The following is a 19,423-nucleotide window of genomic DNA, read 5'->3' as shown; positions in this document are numbered from 1 at the left end:
GCTCTTTAGTCAACCATCATATTGATGTTGAGGTTGTACATAATCCACAGCGAGCCCACAACAACGATCGCGATAATCATTACGGTGAACAGGAACGCCACCAGGTTCCAGCGCTCTTCTGACTTACCATTCATATGCAGGAAGTACACCAGGTGTACGATAATCTGCACCACGGCAAGGGTCACAACCGTTGCCAGAATCATGGTATGAGAAGCGGTGCCCTGCATAACCATGACAAACGGAATGACTGTCAGAATTACTGACAGAACGAAGCCGATTATATAGGACTTCAGGCTGCCGTGGCTTGCTCCACCGTGACCAGTAGTTGAATGACTCATTTACATGGCTCCTAACAGATAAACAACGGTGAATACGCAGATCCACACCACGTCCAGGAAGTGCCAGAACAGACTCAGGCACATCAGGCGCGTTTGATTGGTAGGGTTCAGGCCGCGTTTCGCTACCTGAATCATCATAATGATAATCCAAACCAAACCAGTTGTTACGTGAATACCGTGAGTGGCAACCAACGCAAAGAAGCTAGACAGGAACGCACTGCGATCCGGGCCGTAGCCTTCAGCGATCAGGTGATGGAATTCATAGATTTCCATCGCCACGAAGCCCAGGCCGAACAGGAAGGTCATACCCAACCAGAGATTTACCTGATTTTTGTTGCCTTTGTTCATACCCAGCATGGCCATGCCATAGGTAATACTACTAAACAGGAGCAGGAAGGTTTCGACCAAAACGAAGTTCAGGTCAAAAATGTCCTTACCTGTAGGGCCGCCAGCGGTCCCGTTTACCAATACTGCATAGGTTGCGAACAAAGTCGCAAACAGAATACAGTCGCTCATCAGGTAGACCCAGAAGCCAAAGACCTTGGTGGCTCCCGCATCGTGGTGCCCATGCTCTGCATGGGCTACGTTGTGGTTAGTCAGAGTTTCAGTTGACATGATTCACGCCTGCTTTTCTGATTTGTTCATGGTGAAGATTTTCAATGCGCTCAACTTCTTCTGCCGGCACATAGTAATCCACATCTTCGTCGAAGCTTTTCACGATCCAGGTGACGATCATGCCAACGAAGCCGGCGATAGCCATCCACCAGATGTGCCAGACCATGGCGAAGCCAAAGATCAGACTGAAAGCTGCAATGATGACACCCGCGCCGGTATTCTTCGGCATGTGGATCTCTTCATATTTAGCCGGACGCTTGTAAGCTTCGCCTTTCTCTTTCATGTCCCAGAATTCATCACGGTCAACAACTTCAGGCACTACGGCGAAGTTATAGAACGGAGGTGGGGAAGAGGTAGACCATTCCAGCGTACGTGCATCCCACGGGTCACCGGTCAGATCGCGGTTTTGTTCACGGTCACGCACACTGACGAAGACCTGAATAACCTGACACAGAATACCGCAGGCAATCAGTACTGCACCGCCTGCTGCCACCATCAACATCGGGTGGAATTCAGGGTTAATATCCTGGCTTAAACGACGGGTCATACCCATAAAGCCCAGAACGTACAGCGGCATAAAGGCTACGAAGAAACCGATAATCCAGAACCAGAACGCACGTTTGCCCCAGGTTTCATTCAGCGTGAAGCCGAAAGATTTAGGGAACCAGTAAGTCAGACCTGCGAAGCAACCGAATACTACGCCGCCGATGATCACGTTATGGAAGTGAGCAATCAGGAACAGACTGTTATGCAGTACGAAGTTCGCACCCGGTACGGCTAACAGAACGCCGGTCATCCCACCGATGGAGAAGGTGATGATAAAGCCAACGGTCCACAGCATCGCAGAGTTGAACTGGATACGGCCTTGATACATGGTGAACAGCCAGTTGAAGATTTTCACCCCGGTCGGGATGGAAATAATCATGGTAGCAATACCGAAGAAGGCGTTTACGTTGGCACCTGAACCCATGGTAAAGAAATGGTGCAGCCAAACGATAAACGACAGAACGGTAATGGCAATGGTTGCCCATACTAATGAGGTATAACCGAACAGACGTTTCTTCGAGAAGGTCGCCGTGACTTCGGAGAACACACCGAATACCGGCAGAACCAGGATATACACTTCCGGATGGCCCCAAGCCCAAATCAGGTTAATGTACATCATCATGTTGCCGCCCATATCATTGGTAAAGAAATGGGTGCCCATGTAACGATCAAGAGTCAGTAACGCAACGGTTACGGTCAAAATCGGGAAAGAAACGATAATCAAGATGTTGGTACAGAAAGCCGCCCAGGTGAAGACAGGCATCTTCATCATGGACATGCCAGGAGCACGCATCTTAAGAATAGTCGCGAAGAAGTTAACACCGGTCAACAAGGTACCCAGACCTGAAATCTGTAGACTCCATATCCAGTAATCGACGCCAACGCCCGGATTGTACTCAATGCCTGACAGCGGCGGATACGCCAACCAGCCAGTCTGAGCAAATTCACCGACTCCCAGAGAGATGTTGATCAACACCACCCCGACGACGAAGAACCAGAAACTTAGGGAGTTCAGGAACGGGAAGGCAACGTCGCGAGCACCAATTTGCAATGGTACGACGATGTTCATCAGACCCACCACGAAAGGCATCGCCATGAAGAAGATCATGATTACGCCGTGGGCGGTAAATATCTGGTCATAGTGATGAGGTGGCAGGAATCCTGCCTCGCCAGCCGAAGCAAGCGCTTGCTGGCTTCGCATCATGATGGCATCGGCAAAGCCACGCAACAGCATGACCATCGCTACCAGAATGTACATGATACCGATTTTCTTATGGTCAACGGAGGTCAACCATTCGCTCCACAACCATTTCCATTTGCCGAAATAAGTCAGGGCGGCAACTAATGCCAGACCGCCTAGAATAATTGCAGCAACGGTAACCATTATGATTGGTTCGTGTAACGGAACCGCATCAAGTGTTAATTTTCCCAACATCGTTTATTCCTCGGCTCCGGCGTGAGAGTGGTCGCCCATTTCCATGCCTTTGCTCATGTCCATGCCTTTATGCATGTCATCGCTCTTGTGCATGTTCATATCGCCCATAAATTTGCCAATCGTTTCTTTAAACAGCTCCGGCTTAACGCTGGAGAAATACTCAACCGGGTTATTTTCGCTCGGCTCAGCCAATTTATCGAAATCAGCAGTGGTATTCAGGGTGTTTGGCGATTTTTTCACCTGCGCGACCCACTGATCGAAATCACCCTGAGTCGGCGTAGCGATCGCAGTGAATTTCATACCAGAGAAGCCTTTACCGCTGAAACTACTGGAAATACCGTTGTATTTACCGGCTTCATTGGCAATCAGATGCAGTTTGGTTTGCATCCCGGCCATCGCGTAAATTTGTCCGCCTAACTGAGGAATAAAGAACGAATTCATCACTGAGTTGGATGTGATCTTAAAGTTCACGGGAACATCAGTAGGGAAGGCGATTTCATTGACGGTGGCAATACCTTGTTCTGGATAGATAAACAGCCACTTCCAGTCCAAAGAAACCACTTCAATAGTGATCGGTTCTTTACCTTCGACAACCAAAGGTTTGAACGGATCAAGTTCGTGAGAAGTTTTCCAGGTTATCGTTGCCAGAATAGCAATGATAATGATTGGTACAGCCCATACAACAAGCTCAATTTTGTTGGAGTGGGACCAGTTCGGGGTATAGGTTGCATTTTTGTTGGAAGCACGGAACTTCCACGCAAAGGCAAACGCCATAAAAATAACCGGAACTACTACGATCAACATTAAACCGATAGCGGTGAGTATCAGCGTTTTTTGTTCGAGTCCGATTGTGCCTTTAGGGTTCATCAATACCATATCGCAACCAGCGAGTGTTACCGTGGCTGCAAATAAAGACAACATCCCAATATTTTTAATGTATTTCTTAAGTCTCATCTAACGACCTCAATTACAAAGGGCTCTATTGTCGTTTCAGGTGTGCGGGCATTTTACGGGAAGGTTGCAGGACTGTAAACACGCTTAAGGTTGTGTCAGCGGCTTGTTGACACTTTATGTTAAGGGGGTCACAGATGTTGCTCTCTTTGATAATTTTCTAATTGCAACAATATGTTGGCGCAAGAGTTAATTAACAAGCGTAACTAAAAGCTAACTATATTAAGGAAAAACAATGCCAAGCAGGATTTTATTGTCGGGAAATACAGATTTGGGAGGAGTTTATTTACGATTTTATGTAAATAATATGTATCTTAAAAGTGAATTAAAATATATTCCGGGGTAACCAAAATGGTTTCCCCGGAATCATTTAGTTAGAAATTATATTTAATTGAGTAAACGATACCGTCTTGTAAAAAGTCTTCGCCCAGCTTGTTATAAGCATAACGATACTGAATACCAGTGGTGAATTGTTTCATTGGTGTCCACCACAGTGCAATAGCACCGTTCACCCCGTTACGACCGCCGTTACCTGCCGCATAGCGTTCTGCACGGTTAAATTCCAGCTCGTTCCAGTTAGTAATGCTGAATTTCTCATCGAAAGCGGTGAAATCGTAGCCAGCAACCCAACCAACAACATAACCGTTATTACCTGAGTAATAAGTTTGGTCAACGTAGTGCAGCGCAACGAAAGGCTTCATCCATACGCCAGCAATGGTGGTGTTATAGCCGATACCGTACAGGGTATTCACTTCGTGGAAGTTGCTGTAGTTGTTGCCTTCAGCAGCTGGCAGAGAGTAGGTGCCATAAACGTGGCCGTATAGGTTAAAACCGGTGTCGCCTAAATAGTAGCGGCCAGTGGTTTTAAAGGTGTAACGCTGGTTATCGCCCGGCTGAGCAGTTTTGGAGTTGAACGGGTTTTCTAAATCGAAGAAGCCGTAAACTTCACCCCAGCTAAAACCTGCGCCGCCCTCTAATTCAATATAGGCAAAGTCATCTTTATGAGATGAACCACCGGATTTATGCGTAGTGCTCTTCGTCCAATCCAGGTAGTTCATGCTGATATTGCCGAAACCCCATTGGTATTCAGCTTGCGCAGAAGGTGCCAGAGTGACCGCAGTTAGCGCGATGGCGCCAACGAGAATTTTACGCATAAAAGCCTCAATTATTGTTAAAAGGTGTCAGGGGAAATAAAAGGACATATGTCCTTAATAAAAAGTGCGCACATCATAGTCTGACAGCACAAAAGGTTAAAGACCTGAGGGTGATTTGAATCTCATTTTAAGAATAATATTTCTGATTAGTTGCTTAATAATGTGATCATGATTGTGGTTTTGTCGGGTGTATACCCAGTTGACTAACTTTTACGTATAAAAAAGCCGGTAATAGAATACCGGCTATTGGTGAAGCAACGTGTCGTCTTAAGTCAAGCGGGCGCGACGCAGTGCCAGATAATCCAGCGCTCCACCCAGTATCATTCCAACAATACTGAGTTGAATCCCTCGTAATAGCAGCACATCGGCCACTTCTGGCGCTGCGGTCCATCCCCAGGCATTGCTGATTAATAGCACCAGCCACGCGGCCAATAATAAACAACCGATGGTTAAAAAGCGTAAGGCCCAGCGATAACCATTTTTAAATTCGGTTCGAGGCATGAATTCATCGGTTTTTTGCGTGAATTCAAGGGTATGGCGGCAGATATAGAGTAATATCAGGCCCGGAACGGCGGCGGCGATGGAGAACAGATAAAATATCGACCAGCCGTTAGTTTCTACAAACCAGCCTGCAACCGGGCCGACATACACGCGACCAACCGCAGACAGTGCTGACAATAAGGCAAACTGAGTGGCGGAAAACGACTTATTGCACAGCGTCATCAAAAGCGCCACAAAGGCTGCGGTACCCATGCCGCCACAGATGTTCTCCAGAAAAATGGCGCTCCCCATGGTGAAGATATTCTTGTCTGTCACCGATAGAATCCAATAGCCCAGATTGGAAACCGCCTGCAAGATGCCGAAAATCATCAGGGCGCGGAATAAGCTGAGGCGTTGCATAAGCAAACCGCCATACAAAGCACCGATAATCGTCGCTAACAGACCTAGGGTTTTATTGACCAGGCCGACGTCACCGGCGTTGAAACCTAGCCCACGAATCAGAAACGGCGTACTCAGGCTAGCGGCGAAAGCATCGCCCATTTTATAAAGCACGATCAGCAGTAAAATCAGCCAAGCGTTATTACGGCCAAAGAAATCGCGCAGCGGGGCAACAATTGCCTGTTCCAGCGTTTTAGGTGCGGCGGCGGGGGCATCCGGTTCAGGAGCCATCAGAGTAGCAACCACCCCGATAACCATCAAACCAGCCATTAACCAATAGGTTGACTGCCAGCCGAGATAACGGTCCGCAATCCATAGCGCCAAACCGCCGGAAACCAACATGGCCAGCCGATAACCCAAAACCGAAACTGCGGCGCCGGTTCCCCGTTCTTCTGCACTAAGCAAATCGGTTTTATAGGCATCAAAAACAATGTCTTGAGACGCCGAGCAGAAGGCGACCAATACCGCAATCGCTGCCAGCCACCATAAATGCTTCGCCGGCTCCATAAAGCCCATTACGATGATAGCCACTATTAATAATAGCTGGCTCACCAGTAACCAACCGCGGCGACGACCAAGGAAAGAAGGGGTGTAGCGGTCCATCAATGGGGACCACAAGAACTTGAAGACGTAAGCCTGACCGACCAGAGAGAAAATACCGATGGTTTTCAGATCAACTTGCTCCACCGTCATCCAGGCTTGCAGCGTGCCGGACGTCAGAGCCAAAGGAAGACCGGAGGCAAACCCCAGTAATAAAAGAATGAGCGAATTACGCTGTGTAAACAGGTTTGAATAGCGACTGGACATAAGAAACCTACGTGCTCTGCCCCGATTCAGGGCAGAGCAAAGTTAAGCAAACAACAGATTAACGTGCGTTTTGTTTGATAAAGCTGTTAACGCTGGTGTCTTGAGCCATATCCGCAATAACGTCACTGAGCACGGTATTCACTGCTTCAGTTATTTTGGCATTGGTTGCGGTAAATGCGCCCTGGACATTATAGGTAGAACGGTAGTTCTTAACCTGTTTGTTACCATTTTGCGCCTGAGCTGTGATGGAGATATCAGCCTTGGTCGTGATGTTGTAGCGCAGATTACCTTCCTGCACGTTGGCGAACAGTTGGTTAACTACGATTTGCAGATCAACCGGGCCGCCGGTACCAATCATATAGCCACGGGCAGTCATTTGTTTTTCCAGCACTTCCTGCAACAGGAAGCGCAGGTCGCGAGATGGCGTTAATACCACCAATTTGCCATCGCGGTTGACTTTGGCCAGCGCGGAATCCTGACGCTGATCGGCACCGTTGATACTGATGGTAATTCCCATCAAGGTGGGATCTTGCGGTGGCAATACGATTTTCGGCGTGACTTCAAGCGTATTGCTGTTGGTGGCGCAACCCGCCAGCATCAACGCGGCCAGCAGCGGGAAAAGAATTTTCTTTAGCATGTTCACTTTCTCGAGAGTTATGGAATTTTTAATAAACTGAGCGGGATAGCTGCAATATTATTGCGACATCATAGCACTGCCGCAGATAGGGGGAAGATCCCAATGGTGACAAATTCGCCACAAATACGGATTTTCATACTGGAACCCTACAAATAACCTTTTGCCGTGACAATCGGATTATCCTCAACCTCTGGCCGTTTCGTCGGCGTTAGGCGTATTTAACCGAGAATTATTGTCAAAGGAATGTTATAAAACAGCCAAAACCGACTAATATTGCTGTAAGAAGGTGTGCAGTTCTCTGCCGGTGCAGTAAGGAGATCTTTATGATTCTGATTCGCGAAAAGATAGAAGAAAAACTCAGGGCGGCATTTGAACCTGTTCACCTGGAAGTGATAAACGAAAGCTACAGACACAATGTGCCCGCAGGCTCGGAGAGCCACTTTAAGGTTGTGATTGTTAGCGATAAATTTGCCGGTGAGCGCTTTTTAAACCGCCATCGTGCCATTTATGGCGTATTGTCCGAAGAATTAGCCGGTGAAGTCCACGCGCTGGCATTACATACCTACACGGTCAAAGAATGGGAGAGTCTGCAAGACACCTTGCCTGACTCTCCATCATGCCGCGGTGCCGGAACCTTGGCATAAATATGGTATTTGCCTGATTTCCGTGGAACTTTTCTGCTGATTTAAGGTATTAGTAATAGAGAAATCCACAGGCGGCCTTTGGGCCGTTTGTTTTTTAACTGGCGACAACACTATTTTTAGCACAGCGCTGCCAGCGTTTTTGTCGAGGGATCGACGTCCGCGTAAATTTTCGCGCGCTGACATTCACTCGCTTTCCTCGACTCGAAACCTATGCACCGCTATAATGTCGCGTCTTATTTTTCCGGAATGGTTTCGGGACGCTTCTGACATCTGGGATACTCGGTTCTGTAATGCGGCCGTCCCGGTTCTTAGAGGGTGTTTTCAGGGCCAGTGTCATTCCTACAATGGCAGGGTTTTGATAGCGGCTTCTGGAGTTGACCGAGCACTGTGATTTTTTTGAGGTAACAAGATGCAAGTTTCTGTTGAAACCACCCAAGGCCTTGGCCGCCGTGTAACTATCACTGTTGCTGCTGATAGCATTGAGAAAGCAGTAAAAAGCGAGCTGTTGAAAGCGGCTAAAAATGTTCGCATTGACGGTTTCCGTAAAGGCCACGTGCCGATGAACATCGTTGAACAGCGTTACGGCGCGTCCGTTCGTCAGGATGTACTGGGCGATCTGATGCAACGCAACTTTGTTGACGCGATCATCAAAGAAAAAATCAACCCGGCTGGCGCACCAAGCTACGCACCGGGCGAATACAAAGAAGGCGAAGATTTCACTTTCTCTGTTGAATTCGAAGTTTATCCAGAAGTTGAACTGAAAGATCTGGAAAAAATCGAAGTAGAGAAACCGGTTGTTGAAGTTAATGACGCCGACGTTGATGCGATGCTGGACACCCTGCGTAAGCAACAAGCTACCTGGAAAGACACCGATGGCGCTGCTACAGCAGAAGATCGCGTGACTCTGGACTTCACCGGTTCTATCGACGGCGAAGAGTTTGAAGGCGGCAAAGCAACTGATTTCGTACTGGCTATGGGCCAGAACCGCATGATCCCAGGCTTTGAAGAAGGCGTTGTGGGCCATAAAGCGGGCGAAGAATTCACTATCGACGTGAACTTCCCAGAAGATTACCACGCTGAAAACCTGAAAGGTAAATCAGCCAAGTTCGCTATCGTTCTGAAGAAAGTTGAAGAACGTGAACTGCCAGAACTGACTGAAGAATTCATCAAACGTTTCGGCGTGGCTGATGGTTCTATCGAAGGTCTGCGCGCTGAAGTACGTAAAAACATGGAACGCGAGCTGAAAGGCGCAGTGCGTAACCGTGTTAAAACTCAGGCAATCGACGGTTTAGTTAGCGCTAACGAAATCGACGTTCCAGTTGCTTTGATCGACAGCGAAATCGACGTTCTGCGTCGCCAGGCTGCACAGCGTTTCGGTGGCAACGAGAAACAAGCTGCTGAACTGCCACGTGAACTGTTCGAAGAACAAGCTAAACGTCGCGTTGTTGTTGGCCTACTGTTGGGCGAAGTGATCAGCCAGCACGAGCTGAAAGCTGACGAAGACCGCGTTAAAGCGCTGATCGAAGAAATGGCTTCTGCCTACGAAGATCCGCAAGAAGTTATCGAGTTCTACAGCAAAAACAAAGAGCTGATGAACAACATGCGTAACGTTGCTCTGGAAGAACAAGCGGTAGAAACACTGCTGGCTAAAGCCAAGGTAACCGAAAAACCAACTACCTTCAGCGAGCTGATGAATCAGACCACTGCAGCGTAATGTTTTTTAGCGCATAACGTTAAGTATCTTTGACTTGGCGTTTTGACTTCTCAAGCCCGTCGCCTTTGGCTACGGGCTTTTTTCTTCTTGATTTACACGATAAAAACAACAAATTCTCGGCTATGGTTCCCGTCAAACTGGGCTATATTAAAAAAATAAAAGAAAGTGCTGAATTAAATCCGTAGCGAGCGTCTAAAAAACGCGTGAGGTGAGAAAGGGGCGTTGAGACAATAAAAGGTATGGGGCTTGAAAAACAGTATCCTTCCCCCAATTACTATTACAGACTTTATGTTCTATCTTTCCTTGCGTTGGCTGATTATCACCGCTGGATATGTCTGGGACGACCTACTGCTTATCATGGTCATCATTGCTTATCTCAAGTAGAATCGGTTATTAATGGCGCCAAAGTAAATTCTATTAGGAGATGGTAATGTCATACAGTGGCGAACGAGATCAATTTGCACCTAACATGGCTCTGGTGCCGATGGTGATTGAGCAGACTTCACGTGGGGAACGTTCTTACGATATCTTCTCCCGTCTGCTGAAAGAGCGCATTATCTTCCTAACCGGCCAGGTTGAAGATCACATGGCCAACCTGATTACGGCACAAATGCTGTTTTTGGAAGCCGAAAACCCGGAAAAAGATATCTTCCTTTATATTAACTCACCGGGCGGGGTGATCACTGCGGGTATGTCTATCTATGACACCATGCAGTTCATCAAACCGGATGTCAGCACCATTTGTATGGGCCAGGCATGTTCCATGGGCGCATTCTTGCTGACCGCTGGTGCGAAAGGGAAGCGTTTCTGTCTGCCAAACTCGCGGGTGATGATTCACCAGCCGCTGGGCGGATTCCAGGGGCAAGCGACCGACATCGAGATTCATGCGAAAGAAATCCTGAAAGTGAAATCCCGTATGAACGAACTGATGGCGAAACATACGGGGAAACCTCTCGAAGAAATAGAGAGAGACACGGAGCGTGACCGTTTCCTGTCTGCGGCCGAGGCTGTAGAATATGGATTGGTCGATGAGATATTCAACCGCCGTGACTAACAGCGTATTTCTGTGCGCCGATAGACTATAATTGGAAAAGTTTAGTCTTTTAGCACGCTAAGGTGCCGGCAGTCCGTTTGATAAAGACGTGACGTCCAGAAGTAACGAGAATAGTCTCCCTGCCGTCCTGTTGTTAGTGACGGCAGATACTAAAGAAGAGGTTTACTGATGACAGATAAGCGCAAAGACGGTTCAGGAAAGCTGCTGTATTGCTCTTTCTGCGGCAAAAGCCAGCATGAAGTGCGTAAGCTGATTGCCGGGCCGTCAGTGTATATCTGCGATGAATGTGTCGATTTGTGCAACGACATTATTCGCGAAGAGATTAAAGAGGTCGCCCCGCATCGGGAGCGTAGCTCATTGCCAACACCGCATGAAATCCGTCGCCATCTGGATGATTATGTCATCGGGCAGGAACCAGCGAAAAAAGTGTTGGCGGTTGCGGTTTATAACCATTACAAGCGTCTGCGTAACGGTGATACCAGCAACGGCATTGAGCTGGGCAAAAGTAACATTTTGCTAATCGGTCCAACGGGTAGCGGTAAAACACTGTTGGCGGAAACGCTGGCTCGTTTCCTGGATGTGCCATTCACCATGGCCGATGCGACGACGCTAACCGAAGCCGGTTACGTGGGTGAAGACGTCGAAAACATCATCCAGAAACTGTTGCAGAAATGCGATTACGATGTGCAGAAAGCGCAGCGCGGTATTGTCTATATCGATGAAATTGATAAAATTTCTCGTAAATCGGACAACCCGTCAATTACCCGTGACGTATCAGGTGAAGGCGTACAGCAAGCCTTGCTGAAACTGATCGAAGGTACTATTGCTGCCGTACCGCCACAGGGTGGACGCAAACATCCGCAGCAGGAGTTCCTGCAGGTTGATACCTCGAAGATTCTGTTTATCTGTGGCGGCGCATTTGCTGGTCTGGATAAAGTTATCGGGCAGCGTCTGAATACCGGTACCGGTATTGGTTTTGGCGCAACGGTAAAAGGAAAATCCGAGAAAGCAACCGAAGGCGAATTGCTAAGACAGGCTGAGCCAGAAGATTTGATCAAGTTCGGGTTAATTCCTGAATTCATTGGTCGTTTGCCCGTTGTTGCTACCTTGAGTGAATTGAGCGAAGACGCCCTGATTCAGATTCTGAAAGAGCCGAAAAACGCCCTGACCAAGCAGTATCAGGCGTTGTTCAATCTGGAAGGCGTTGAGCTGGAATTCCGCGATGAAGCTCTGACGGCGATTGCTAAAAAGGCAATGGCGCGTAAAACCGGTGCTCGTGGCCTGCGTTCTATCGTAGAAGCGGCTTTACTGGACACCATGTACGATCTGCCATCTTTGGAAAGTGTGGATAAAGTGGTTGTTGATGAATCAGTTATCGCCGGTCAATCTGCACCGCTGCTGATTTACGGCCAGCCTGAAGCGCAAGCTTCTGGCGAATAATTAGCCAAATAATCCAGACAGTTAGTAAGATAATGGGGGATTTTATCCCCCATTTCTTTTTCCTCGCATTGTTATCGTTGAATGTAAGACATTCGTCCCCATATACTCAATAACCTATTTAGTGAAACTCGTGACCTCCCGTGTTTCACGAGATTTCCTGAAATCTGGCGGAAGCTAAACATAAGAGAGAGCTCTATGAACCCTGAGCGTTCCGAACGCATAGAAATCCCTGTATTGCCTCTGCGCGATGTAGTGGTTTACCCGCATATGGTGATCCCACTGTTTGTTGGCCGGGAGAAGTCGATTCGGTGCCTGGAAGCTGCAATGGAACATGATAAAAAAATCATGTTGGTTGCACAGAAAGAAGCGTCGACGGATGAGCCTGGTATCAACGATCTGTTTTCTGTTGGCACCGTTGCCTCTATTTTGCAAATGCTGAAATTGCCTGATGGCACAGTCAAAGTACTGGTCGAAGGGTTACAGCGTGTGCGCATTACCACTCTGTCTGACAGCGGAGAGCATTTCGCTGCCCAGGCCGAATACCTGGAATCACCTGCAATCGATGAGCGTGAGCAGGAAGTACTGGTGCGCACGGCAATTAATCAGTTTGAAGGCTATATCAAACTGAATAAAAAAATCCCACCGGAAGTCCTGACCTCCCTGCATAGCATTGAAGACGCTGCACGTCTGGCGGATACCATTGCTGCACATATGCCATTGAAATTGAATGATAAACAAGCAGTGTTGGAAATGTTCGACATTACCGAACGTCTTGAATATCTGATGGCAATGATGGAGTCGGAAATCGATCTGTTACAGGTTGAGAAGCGTATCCGTAACCGCGTTAAAAAGCAGATGGAAAAGAGCCAGCGTGAGTACTATCTGAATGAGCAAATGAAAGCTATTCAGAAAGAACTGGGTGAAATGGACGATGCGCCGGATGAACACGAAGCGCTGAAACGCAAAATCGAAGCGGCGAAAATGCCGAAAGACGCGCGTGAAAAAACCGAAGCTGAGCTGCAAAAACTGAAAATGATGTCGCCGATGTCTGCGGAAGCTACCGTAGTGCGCGGTTATATCGATTGGATGTTGCAGGTTCCGTGGAACAGCCGTAGCAAAGTTAAAAAAGACTTGGTCAAGGCGCAGGAAGTGTTGGATACCGACCATTATGGTTTGGAGCGCGTGAAAGACCGCATCCTTGAGTATCTTGCGGTTCAGAGCCGAGTCAGCAAAATCAAAGGCCCAATCCTGTGCCTGGTAGGGCCTCCGGGCGTGGGTAAAACCTCTCTGGGGCAATCTATTGCCAAAGCGACCGGGCGTCAGTACGTCCGTATGGCGTTGGGCGGCGTGCGTGACGAAGCGGAAATTCGTGGCCACCGTCGTACCTATATCGGTTCTATGCCAGGTAAATTGATCCAGAAAATGGCGAAGGTGGGTGTGAAAAACCCACTCTTCCTGTTGGATGAGATCGATAAAATGGCGTCCGATATGCGCGGCGATCCGGCGTCAGCGTTGCTGGAGGTGCTGGATCCAGAGCAAAACGTGGCGTTTAACGACCACTATCTGGAAGTGGACTACGATTTGTCCGATGTGATGTTTGTGGCGACCTCCAACTCCATGAATATCCCAGCACCGTTGCTGGATCGTATGGAAGTGATTCGTCTGTCTGGTTATACCGAAGATGAAAAACTCAACATTGCTAAACAGCACCTGCTACCAAAACAGTTCGAGCGTAATGCCATTAAGAAAGGCGAGCTGACTATTGATGACAGCGCGATTATTAGCATTATCCGTTATTACACCCGCGAAGCTGGGGTACGTAGTCTGGAACGTGAAATTTCCAAACTGTGCCGCAAAGCAGTAAAAAATCTGCTAATGGATAAAACGGTTAAACACATCGAAATCAACGGGGATAACCTGAAGGATTTCTTGGGTGTTCAGAAGGTTGACTATGGTCGCGCCGATACTGAAAACCGCGTTGGTCAGGTAACGGGTCTGGCATGGACCGAAGTGGGTGGCGATCTGCTGACTATTGAAACCGCCTGTGTTCCGGGTAAAGGCAAATTGACCTATACCGGCTCTCTGGGTGAAGTCATGCAGGAATCCATTCAGGCTGCGCTGACAGTCGTTCGTGCTCGTGCGGATAAATTGGGGATTAACCCTGATTTCTACGAAAAACGTGATATTCACGTTCACGTACCTGAAGGCGCTACGCCGAAAGATGGCCCAAGTGCAGGTATCGCAATGTGTACTGCGTTGGTCTCCTGCCTGACGGGTAACCCTGTGCGCGCCGACGTCGCCATGACGGGTGAAATTACGCTGCGTGGTTTGGTATTGCCTATCGGTGGATTGAAAGAAAAACTGCTGGCAGCTCATCGTGGTGGTATCAAAGTGGTACTGATCCCAGATGAGAACAAACGTGATTTGGAAGAGATTCCAGACAACGTTATCGCCGATCTGGAGATTCATCCGGTTAAGCGCATTGATGATGTTTTAGCCATTGCGTTGCAAAATCCGGCCTTTGGCGCACAGCCTGTTGCGTCAAAATAGTGACGGATAGCAAGAAGTATTGATAAAACTAATGCTGGTAAGCGAAATCCTACTTGCCAGCTATTTTTTGTGCCGCTAAGTTAGATCGGCTGTCTGACGAAAGCATTCGCCTTTAGGTTGCTTGCCAAGGCTAGACAGGATTGATATAACAGCTGCGCTGTCGTGTTGTCCGTAGGGATTTTCGGCGCGACGATAGAATTCTAAAGGGGATGAAAGAGTGAATAAGTCACAACTGATCGACAAAATTGCCGCAGGTGCTGATATTTCTAAAGCGGCCGCTGGGCGCGCGTTAGATGCAATTATTGCTTCTGTTACTGAATCCTTGAAAGAAGGGGATGATGTAGCTCTGGTTGGTTTCGGTACTTTTGCAGTACGTGAGCGCTCTGCCCGTACTGGCCGTAACCCTCAGACCGGTAAAGAAATCAGTATTCCAGCTGCAAAAGTACCAGGCTTCCGTGCTGGTAAAGGCCTGAAAGACGCAGTTAACTGATGACTACCTCAGATCTCTTCGGTGCCAAATATTGTTTGTGATAAACAATAACCTGACGCAGTTGAGTTGGTAAGGTAAGATATAAGGCGCATCGTAACTGATGCGCTTTTTTTTCGCTTGGCAGTTGAACTGGCGTAAAATGCTGACTTAGCCGTAAGGCAATGGCGGCGTTGGCCACTGTGAGAAGTTTTATCGCGCAGCAACGATTTTGGGCTGACGCAAGGAACGCTGGGTCTTCATACCTGAGCAAGAGTTTTTATCCACATTACAGCGGAGTATTGTCACATTATGATGGACAATTTACGCGCGGCTGCAAATAACGTCGTGCTCAAAATCATCCTGGCCCTGATTATGTTGTCCTTTATCCTGACCGGCGTGGGCGGCTATCTGATCGGTGGCTCCAACGACTATGCAGCTAAGGTTAATGGCCAAGAGATAAGCCGTGCCCAGCTTGAACAGGCAATGCAAAGTGAACGTAGTCGTTTACAGCAACAGCTAGGCGAGCAGTTCTCCGTGCTGGCTGGTAATGAAGGTTATATGCAGCAGCTGCGTCAGCAGGTGTTGGGGCAACTGGTCAACAACATGTTGCTCGACCAATATGCTAAACAACTCGGCCTGACTGCCAGTGTCGATCAGGTAAAAGAATCTATTCGCCAGATTCCTTATTTCCAGACTAACGGTCAGTTCGATAACAGCAAATATCTCGAGCTAGTAAACCGTATGGGCTACAGCCTCGATCAGTTCGCGCAGGTACAACGTCAGCAGTTGATTAATCAGCAATTGCTACAGGCCTTTAACGACAGCGGTTTTGCACTGCCGGCAGAAGCTACCGCTATGTCCGAGCTGATTTTGCAACAGCGTGAAGTGCGACTGGCAACCTTGGATCTGAAAGCGTTACAGGCTCAGCAGAAAGTCACTGATGAAGAGCTGAAAGCCTATTACGATCAGAACAAAAACAGCTTTATCGCGCCTGAAGAGATGAAAGTGAGTTTCATCGCCATGGATGCGGCAGCGATGCAAGATACAATCACCGTGACTGAAGAAGATATTGCTGCTTATTACGATCAGCACAAATCCAGTTTTACTCAGCCGGAGCGCAGAAATTACAGCGTTATTCAATTTAAAACCGAGGCAGATGCCAAGGCTGCTTTGGATGAACTGAAAAAAGGTGCTGATTTCGCTACGTTGGCGAAAGAAAAATCCACCGACATTATTTCTCGTAAAAATGGCGGTGAACTGGGTTGGTTAGAACCTGAGACAACCGCCGATGAGCTGAAAGAAGCGAATCTGACCGAAAAAGGCCAGCTGTCTGGCGTGGTGAAGTCTTCTGTGGGTTATTTGATCGTTCGCTTGAACGACGTCAAGCCAGAGCAGGTTAAGCCGCTGTCTGAAGTGCATGATTCGCTGGCAGCCAAAGTTAAGCAGGAAAAAGCGGTTGATGCTTATTATGCGTTGCAGCAGAAAGTGAGCGAGGCGGCAACCAGTGATAATGAGTCTCTGGCTTCAGCTGAAGAAGCTGCTGGTGCCAAAGCGAAGCAAACCGGTTGGTTTACTCGTGATTCTGTACCTGCCGAAGTGAATTTCAAACCCGTAGTTCAGGCTATCTTTGATGGCGCTTTGGTTGGTGAGAATGGTGCTCCTGGCAGTAACTCTGATGTCATTACCGTTGATGGCGATCGCGCATTCGTGATTCGTATCGATGGTCATAAACCAGAAGGCGTACAGCCATTTGATCAGGTACGCGATCAGGTTGCTGAACTGGTTAAACGCCAGAAAGCAGAGCAGCAGGCTCGCGTTGACGGTGAAAAAATTCTGGCTGCGCTGAAGCAAGATAAAGGCGAAGAAGCGATGAAAGCCGCTGGTCTGAGCTTTGGCGAGAAGAAGTCCATCGCTCGTGCGCCGGATGACGATCAGTTAGTTCAAACCGTATTTGCGCTGCCTCATCCGCAGGCGGACAAACCGGTTTACGGTTTATCTCAGGATCGTCAGGACAATATTGTATTGATCGAATTGCTTTCCGTGACGCCGGGTAAATTACCAGAGGGTGAAATGGCAAACTTCATTGCTAAAATGGAAGAGGGTATCGGCGGGGTGACTCTGGATGCGCTGATGGCTAACTTGCACAAACAGGCAACGATTAAAATGGGTGCTGCGGAACAACAACAGCCGCAGTAAACATCGCAAACCTCTGCAAACCGATGTAACAATGAAAGGCCGCTTTAGCGGCCTTTCGCATATCTGGAATCCGTGATTTGCCGAAAAAAAACGCTTGAGGCAAGGTACAGATGCTGTCAAATACATGGAGGATACAGCATGAAAAATAATGGAAAATCCTTAGCACTGGCATTGCTACTGGCCTGGTTATCAGCTCCGGTAACGCTAGCGGCTCCTAATCAAACGAAAGAATCCGTGCAAACCAACTCATCAAAAGCATCGGCTCAAACCTCAGAGAAGTCGTGGAATAGGTCGAAAGAAAATAACTTGAAAGCTGACGGAGCAAACACCAATAAGCCTTCAGCCGGGAAAAATGAGGCAGAAGACGGACTGATAAATGTTAATAAAGCCACGGCAGAAGAGCTGGCTGCTGCGCTGAGCGGTATTGGTTTGAAAAAAGCCCAGGCCATTGTTCGCTATCGAGAGGAATTTGGCTTCTTTAGTCAAATAGAGCAACTGCAAGAGGTTTCAGGTATTGGGCCGATATTTATTGAGCGCAATCGGCAGAAAATAAAAATGTAAGTTGAATGATATTTAATCATTTAGTTAGTGGTTTATAACATTGGCTGCTAACCTTTCATCAGGTCATACCAGTTCTGTGGCGTATGTATTTGAAAAATTCATAAATGATGAAAGGGGCGTTGATTAGCATGCATCATGAAGTTTTGGTTAGAAGCTATCATGTTGATGGTTATTTACATGTCAATAATTCACGTTATTTGGAGTTCTTTGAGGAGGGGCGCTGGCGTTGGCTTGATCGAGAGAATCGGCTGGAATGGTTGAAAGAACGGAATATTGGTTTCTATATGGTAAATATCAATATTAATTATCGTAAAGGGGCCGTTGAGGGAGATCTGCTACGAATTGAGAGTCTGGTGTATTCCCTGGAAGGGCGCTGCGGGAAATTCAAGCAGGTCATGAAAAGGTTATCGGACGGCGCGGTTATCGCAGACGCTGATATGACGTTTGTCTGCATAGATATGGGAATACAAAAAGCGCTGCCTATGGAAGGGGAGTTAAAACACAAATTGGAATTATTAGGTAACTAACTTATTGGTATATTTTTTACTATAGCTGAGCTAATGGGGTGCGTTCAGTTCAGCTATTTTATTCTGCAATAGTGGAGTTGGTGTAAGGCTGTTCGCAGAGAGCGAAAATGTAAATAATTGGTTAACTAACTGTGATCTAAATCTAAGTTATATAGTGAGTCTGCTATGTGCTTGGGTGGCTCTGCTATTATCGATGAGGTCATACCAGTTTGGTTTACAGTTCTGGCAGATGCTTACCTGCATTCGATTTTATCCCGTAGCTGAGGTTTTCTATGCGCACCCATATAACAGTTCGTGGTTTTCATATTGACGTTTATCAGCATGTTAATAATGCCCGTTATCTTGAGTTTCTTGAGCAAGCGCGCTGGGAATGGCTGGATGGGGAGGAAGCATTTCAGTGGATGACCCGCAACCATATCGCTTTTATCGTGGTGAACGTCAATATTAGTTACCGTAAACCCGCGGTGTTAGGTGATGTGCTACGCATAGATAGCCATTTGGTAAAACTCAGTGGTAAAAGCGGGGTGCTTAATCAGATTGTGACCTTAGAGTCCGATGGTTCGCTGGTGGCTGATGCCGCACTGACTTTTGTTTGTATTGATCTGAGAACACAAAAAGCTGTGCCAATAGACGGCGAGCTTCGGGAAAGATTGAGTGCGTTAGAAGAGCCGACGCAAGGGCAGTAGTCGTCCTGATGAGCAATGGTGCTTTAATTAGCTTACTTTGAAAATCGTTGCGGCTATTTGGGTTCAGTTTGTTCGAATAATATTTTGCATTGCTCTATAGCTCTATAGCAAGCAGCCTGTGAATTTATGTATCACAGACTGCATAGGCCTGTTTAGGTTG

Annotated in this window: 17 protein-coding genes; 10 read left to right on the top strand and 7 right to left on the bottom strand. The window is 47.6% G+C overall.

Annotated elements, in window-relative coordinates:
- Positions 1–5 precede the first annotated feature (5 nt).
- The 7 genes from ACQ4OC_RS10435 to ACQ4OC_RS10405 form a co-directional block, all read right to left on the bottom strand.
- Positions 6–338: a cytochrome o ubiquinol oxidase subunit IV gene (locus ACQ4OC_RS10435; RefSeq protein WP_049598532.1), complete on the bottom strand. Its 333-nt coding sequence runs from the start codon at positions 336–338 to the stop codon at positions 6–8.
- Positions 339–953: a cytochrome o ubiquinol oxidase subunit III gene (locus tag ACQ4OC_RS10430; protein WP_049598534.1), complete on the bottom strand. Its 615-nt coding sequence runs from the start codon at positions 951–953 to the stop codon at positions 339–341.
- On the bottom strand, positions 943–2,934 hold the full coding sequence (gene cyoB / locus ACQ4OC_RS10425; protein WP_064512233.1) for a cytochrome o ubiquinol oxidase subunit I: 1,992 nt from the start codon (positions 2,932–2,934) through the stop codon (positions 943–945). The genes ACQ4OC_RS10430 and cyoB overlap by 11 nt, the downstream gene beginning before the upstream one ends.
- 3 nt (positions 2,935–2,937) lie before the next feature.
- Positions 2,938–3,888 carry a cytochrome o ubiquinol oxidase subunit II gene (gene cyoA, locus ACQ4OC_RS10420; protein WP_064512235.1) on the bottom strand — a complete coding sequence of 317 codons (951 nt, stop codon included), beginning with the start codon at positions 3,886–3,888 and terminating at the stop codon, positions 2,938–2,940.
- Positions 3,889–4,259: 371 nt separating this feature from the next.
- Positions 4,260–5,039, bottom strand: coding sequence for an outer membrane protein OmpK (locus ACQ4OC_RS10415; protein ID WP_064512237.1), 780 nt, complete (start codon positions 5,037–5,039; stop codon positions 4,260–4,262).
- Positions 5,040–5,306: 267 nt separating this feature from the next.
- The gene (gene ampG / locus ACQ4OC_RS10410) at positions 5,307–6,785 is read right to left on the bottom strand and encodes a muropeptide MFS transporter AmpG (protein ID WP_064512238.1); all 1,479 of its coding nucleotides are present in this window, start codon (positions 6,783–6,785) and stop codon (positions 5,307–5,309) included.
- Between the two features lie 58 nt (positions 6,786–6,843).
- The gene (locus ACQ4OC_RS10405; RefSeq protein WP_064512240.1) at positions 6,844–7,422 is read right to left on the bottom strand and encodes a lipoprotein; all 579 of its coding nucleotides are present in this window, start codon (positions 7,420–7,422) and stop codon (positions 6,844–6,846) included.
- Between the two features lie 323 nt (positions 7,423–7,745).
- Here ACQ4OC_RS10405 and bolA point away from each other — a divergent pair, with 323 nt between their 5' ends.
- The 10 genes from bolA (at position 7,746) to ACQ4OC_RS10355 (ending at position 19,263) form a co-directional block, all read left to right on the top strand.
- On the top strand, positions 7,746–8,066 hold the full coding sequence (gene bolA, locus ACQ4OC_RS10400) for a transcriptional regulator BolA (protein ID WP_120806381.1): 321 nt from the start codon (positions 7,746–7,748) through the stop codon (positions 8,064–8,066).
- 409 nt (positions 8,067–8,475) lie between these two features.
- Entirely contained in the window at positions 8,476–9,780 is a 1,305-nt protein-coding gene (gene tig / locus ACQ4OC_RS10395) for a trigger factor (protein WP_049598542.1), read from the top strand.
- Between the two features lie 430 nt (positions 9,781–10,210).
- Positions 10,211–10,834 carry an ATP-dependent Clp endopeptidase proteolytic subunit ClpP gene (gene clpP / locus ACQ4OC_RS10390; RefSeq protein ID WP_049598543.1) on the top strand — a complete coding sequence of 208 codons (624 nt, stop codon included), beginning with the start codon at positions 10,211–10,213 and terminating at the stop codon, positions 10,832–10,834.
- 168 nt (positions 10,835–11,002) lie between these two features.
- The gene (clpX, locus tag ACQ4OC_RS10385) at positions 11,003–12,274 is read left to right on the top strand and encodes an ATP-dependent protease ATP-binding subunit ClpX (RefSeq protein ID WP_064512245.1); all 1,272 of its coding nucleotides are present in this window, start codon (positions 11,003–11,005) and stop codon (positions 12,272–12,274) included.
- 195 nt (positions 12,275–12,469) lie between these two features.
- The gene (gene lon, locus ACQ4OC_RS10380; protein ID WP_049598546.1) at positions 12,470–14,824 is read left to right on the top strand and encodes an endopeptidase La; all 2,355 of its coding nucleotides are present in this window, start codon (positions 12,470–12,472) and stop codon (positions 14,822–14,824) included.
- Between the two features lie 217 nt (positions 14,825–15,041).
- On the top strand, positions 15,042–15,314 hold the full coding sequence (gene hupB / locus ACQ4OC_RS10375; protein WP_004392663.1) for a nucleoid-associated protein HU-beta: 273 nt from the start codon (positions 15,042–15,044) through the stop codon (positions 15,312–15,314).
- Between the two features lie 288 nt (positions 15,315–15,602).
- Positions 15,603–17,489, top strand: a complete 1,887-nt coding sequence (gene ppiD / locus ACQ4OC_RS10370) for a peptidylprolyl isomerase (protein ID WP_064512247.1) — start codon at positions 15,603–15,605, stop codon at positions 17,487–17,489.
- A gap of 138 nt (positions 17,490–17,627) precedes the next feature.
- On the top strand, positions 17,628–18,050 hold the full coding sequence (locus ACQ4OC_RS10365; RefSeq protein ID WP_120806383.1) for a ComEA family DNA-binding protein: 423 nt from the start codon (positions 17,628–17,630) through the stop codon (positions 18,048–18,050).
- A 128-nt stretch (positions 18,051–18,178) separates the two neighbouring features.
- Positions 18,179–18,577 carry an acyl-CoA thioesterase gene (locus ACQ4OC_RS10360; protein WP_064512251.1) on the top strand — a complete coding sequence of 133 codons (399 nt, stop codon included), beginning with the start codon at positions 18,179–18,181 and terminating at the stop codon, positions 18,575–18,577.
- 272 nt (positions 18,578–18,849) lie between these two features.
- A complete protein-coding gene (locus tag ACQ4OC_RS10355; RefSeq protein WP_064512253.1) occupies positions 18,850–19,263 on the top strand; it encodes an acyl-CoA thioesterase in 414 nt (137 codons plus the stop codon).
- The last annotated feature ends 160 nt before the right edge of the window (positions 19,264–19,423 follow it).

It is taken from the genome of Yersinia sp. J1 (genome assembly GCF_050586585.1).
Taxonomy (GTDB): Bacteria; Pseudomonadota; Gammaproteobacteria; order Enterobacterales; family Enterobacteriaceae; genus Yersinia; species Yersinia entomophaga.
Note: the sequence above shows the minus strand (reverse complement) of the source record. Positions and strands in the feature narration are given on the sequence as shown.